Source organism: Streptosporangium minutum, from assembly GCF_002149035.1.
GTDB classification, from domain to species: Bacteria; Actinomycetota; Actinomycetes; order Streptosporangiales; family Streptosporangiaceae; genus Streptosporangium; species Streptosporangium minutum.
The window spans coordinates 1-2,326 of the sequence record NZ_NGFP01000472.1; the positions used below are offsets into that span (position 1 = coordinate 1).

Below are 2,326 nucleotides of genomic sequence, written 5' to 3' on the forward strand. Positions count from 1 at the left end.
GGCGGCCACGCGCCCGGTCCCGGTCGACCACCAGGCAGGCGAACCCGGCCAGGACGAAGAACATCAGGAAGATGTCCAGCAGCGCGGTCCGCGACAGCACCAGGTGCAGTCCCTCGATGGACAGCAGGAAACCGGCCAGGCAGCCCAGCATGGTGGAGCGGGTCATCCGGCGGGCCGTCCTGGCCAGGATGAGGATCGACACCACGCCGACCAGCGCCCCGGCGAACCGCCAGCCGAACGGGGTCATGCCGAACACCTGCTCGCCCACACCGATCATCCACTTGCCCAGCGGCGGATGGGCGACGTACAGCGGGCAGGGATCGGCCTCGGGCCGGGGGCATTTGACCCAGATGTCGGTGTCGCCGGCCAGGAGCATCCGGTCGGCGATCGGGTTCTCGACCGTGCCGAACGAGGCACGTTCCACACCGTAGGTGATCAGCGAGAACGCGTCCTTGACGTAGAACGTCTCGTCGAACACGACCGCGTTCGGGCGTCCCAGGCCGGTGAACCGGAGGATCGCCCCGAACCCGGCGACCAGCAGTGGGCCCAGCCAGCCCCACAGGACATTTCCCGGCATAGGCGGCAACAGCCGATTCCGCGTTGATCCCATTCGGGAAATTATGGGGATAATTCAGCTCTGATGGGGCGCGCAATACAGATCACTTTTGGATCTTCCGCGTTCTCCGCCTCCGGAGCTCAGCCGCGATGGACCGCGTCGTAGAGATCTCGCTTGGGGATTCCCGCCGCCTTGGCGACGTCGACGATCGCCTGCTTCCTGGGCACCCCCGTCTCCGCGCGGCGGGTGACCTCGGCGACCAGGTCCTCGATGACCGGCGGCAGGTTCTCCGGGACGTGCCCGGCGACGACCACGGTGATCTCCCCCTTGACGCCCTTGGCCGCCCATTCGGCCAGCTCCCCCAGGCCGCCCCGCCGTACCTCCTCGTAGGTCTTGGTGAGCTCCCGGCAGACCGCCGCGGGGCGGTCGGCGCCGAGCGCCTCGGCCATCGCCGCCAGCCCGGCCTGCAGCCGGTGCGGCGCCTCGAAGAACACCATCGTGCGCTCCTCCCCGGCCAGGGCGTCCAGCCTGCGGGCGCGCTCACCGGGCTTGCGCGGCAGGAAGCCCTCGAAGCAGAAACGGTCACTGGGCAGGCCGGAGACGGCCAGCGCGGTGGTGACCGCGGACGGGCCGGGCAGCGAGGTGACCGTGATCCCGGCCTCCACCGCCAGATGGGTCAGGCGGTAGCCGGGGTCGGAGACGCCGGGCATGCCCGCGTCGGTGATGATCAGGACGGTCCTGCCGTCCTGGAGGGCCTGCAGGAGCTCGGCCGCCCGGCCGGCCTCGTTGGCGTCGTAGTAGGAGACGACCCTGCCCCTGATCTCCGCGCCCAGCTCGCCGGCCAACCGGCGCAGGCGGCGGGTGTCCTCGGCCGCGACCACGTCGGCGGTCTCCAACGCCTCACGCAACCGGGGCGAGGCGTCCCCCACCTGCCCGATCGGAGCTCCCGCCAGCACCAGCCTGCCGTTGTCCATCACAGTGCCATCCTCCCCCATCGCCGGTGAGATCCCGCCCCAAGGGGGTTTTCGTCCTGGGGGGAAGTTCCCTAATTAGGCATGTAGGCGGTGTTTCTTGGGGTGCCCGGCTGGAGGGGCCCGTACGATGTCCGGGTGGCCGTGACCGACTTCACCAACCAGGCGTCCGAACAGCCGGAACCCCAGCCGGACGGCGAATCGGCGAGCTCCGTGCGAGACCGGCTGGTGCCGCCCATGCCGGGAAACGTCCTGTGGGGCTGGCTGGGCCCGCTGCTGGTGGCGGCGTTCGGGGCGATCCTGCGCTTCAGCAACCTCGGGCGTCCGAACGCGGTCATGTTCGATGAGACGTACTACGCCAAGGACGCGTGGGCGCTGATCAACTTCGGCGCCGAACGGAACGCGCTCAAGGACGCCGACAAGCTCCTGATGCAGAAGAGCACGGAGATCTGGCAGCAGTGCGCGCCGGCCGAGATCGACAAGTGCGCCTCCTACGTGGTCCATCCGCCGCTGGGCAAGTGGATGATCGGTGTGGGCGAGCAGGTGTTCGGCATGACCCCGTTCGGCTGGCGGTTCGCCGGGGCGCTGGTCGGCGTGGTGTCGATCCTCATCCTGGCCAGGACGGCCCGCCGGATGACCCGCTCCACCATGCTGGGCTGCCTGGCCGGTTTCCTGCTGTCCATCGAGGGACTGCACCTGGTGCTGTCGCGGACCGCGCTGCTGGACATCTTCCTGATGTTCTTCGTCCTGGCCGGGTTCGCCTGCCTGGTGGTCGACCGGGACCGGGCGCGTGGCCGCC

The 2,326-nt window shown here is 69.6% G+C and carries 3 protein-coding genes; 1 reads left to right on the forward strand and 2 read right to left on the reverse strand.

Annotation, left to right across the window (positions count from 1 at the left end):
* Together CA984_RS43710 and rsmI are read right to left on the reverse strand one after the other, a co-directional pair.
* Positions 1–577 (reverse strand): phospholipid carrier-dependent glycosyltransferase (locus CA984_RS43710; RefSeq protein ID WP_242676511.1); only part of this gene is annotated, 577 nt, incomplete at its 3' end.
* 119 nt (positions 578–696) lie between these two features.
* On the reverse strand, positions 697–1,530 hold the full coding sequence (gene rsmI, locus CA984_RS43715; RefSeq protein ID WP_242676512.1) for a 16S rRNA (cytidine(1402)-2'-O)-methyltransferase: 834 nt from the start codon (positions 1,528–1,530) through the stop codon (positions 697–699).
* 234 nt (positions 1,531–1,764) lie between these two features.
* Here rsmI and CA984_RS43720 point away from each other — a divergent pair.
* Positions 1,765–2,326: phospholipid carrier-dependent glycosyltransferase (locus CA984_RS43720; RefSeq protein ID WP_242676513.1), on the forward strand; the 562-nt coding region annotated here is incomplete at its 3' end.